Annotated in this window: 1 protein-coding gene; it reads left to right on the forward strand. The window is 71.4% G+C overall.

Annotated elements, in window-relative coordinates:
* Positions 1-1,480, forward strand: a 1,480-nt coding sequence (locus EBE87_RS28190) for a recombinase family protein (protein ID WP_122140318.1), incomplete at its 5' end; no start/stop codon positions are given.
* Positions 1,481-1,506 lie beyond the last annotated feature (26 nt).

A 1,506-nucleotide genomic window follows, 5' to 3' on the forward strand; every position in this document is an offset into this window, starting at 1 on the left:
GTTCGACGTGTTCGAGCGCCGCCGTTCGATCCGGGGCGTGCTGACCTACCTGGTCGATCACGACATCCAGCTGCCCGACCGCGTGCGCTCCGGCCCTCACAAGGGTGAGGTGCGGTGGAACCGACCGAACCACGCGACCCTGGGTGACATGCTGCGCCACCCCGCCTACGCCGGCGCCTATGTCTACGGTCGGCGCCGGATGGAGCGCCGGAGCCAGCTGCCCGGCAAGCCGCACAGTGGCCGTCGGTTCATCCGCGCGCCGGAGCAATGGGCGGTGCTGCGCCGGGACTGCTGGCCAGCCTACATTGACTGGGCAACCTACGCGGGCAACCAGGAGCAGATGGCGGCAAACCGCGCCAAGCACGACGGCATTCCGCGTGGCGGTCCCGCCCTGCTGGGCGGTCTGGTCCGCTGCGGCCGCTGCGGCCGTCGCATGACGCTGGCCTACCACGACAACGGGCGCGAGGCCCGCTACCAGTGCTGCCTGGAGGCGGTGACATTCGGCGGGCTACGCTGCCAGTCGCTCAGCGCCCAGCCGGTGGACGGGCGGGTGGCCGTGCTGATCCTCGCGGCGCTGGCACCCTCTGCGGTTGAGGTCAGCCTGCAGCTGGCCGAGGACGTCGAACTCGAGCGCGCCGAACGGCGCCGACACTGGACACAGCGCCTGGAGCGGGCGGGTTACGAGGCGGCCCTGGCGCGCCGGCGCTACGAAGCGGTCGACCCCGGCATGCGCCTGGTCGCGCGCACGTTGGAGCGGGACTGGGAGGCCGCGCTCGCCGCCGAGCAGGCGTTGCAAGCGGACCATGCCCGCGAGCTGGCGCACGAGCCGCCGCGGCTGCGGCCGGCCGAGCTGGACGCGATACGGCGCCTGACCGAGGACGTGCCCGCGCTGTGGCATGCGCCCACCACGACGCAGCACGACCGCCAGGCGATCGCCCGGCTGATGCTGGAGCAAGTCACCGTGCGCGTGGATGGCAGCAGCGAGCACGTCGAGATCGCCTGCCACTGGGCGGGCGGAACACAGACCCATCACGCGCTGGTCCGTCCCGTGCGGCGGTTCGAGCAGCTGCGCGGGTCCGATCAGATGCTGGCCACCATCCGCGACCTGCGTGGCCAAGGGTGTTCGGCCGCAGCCATCGCCGAGCAGCTGAACGCCGCCGGCTGGCGACCGCCCAAGCGGGCGTCGTTCAACGCGTCCATGGTCCAGCGCCTGGTGTTCCGCCACGGCCTGGGCGGCGGCCGGCCGATCTGGAGCAGCAACGTCGCGCGCGAACCCGGCTCCGAGTGGACCCTGCACGAAGCAGCCGACCGGCTCGGTGTGCACAGGCACACCGCCTATCGCTGGCTGCAACAGGGATGCCTGCGTGGACGCGTTGCTACCCGGGGCAAGCAGCGCATCTGGCTCGTGCAAATGAGCGGCGACGAACTGGACCAGGTCAGGGCAGCGGTGCTGCCCTCCGACCACAAGAACCGAACGTAGAGAGGCACTATGGAAACGCAGTGGAG

This window comes from Teichococcus wenyumeiae, from assembly GCF_003696345.1.
Classification (GTDB): domain Bacteria; phylum Pseudomonadota; class Alphaproteobacteria; order Acetobacterales; family Acetobacteraceae; genus Pseudoroseomonas; species Pseudoroseomonas wenyumeiae.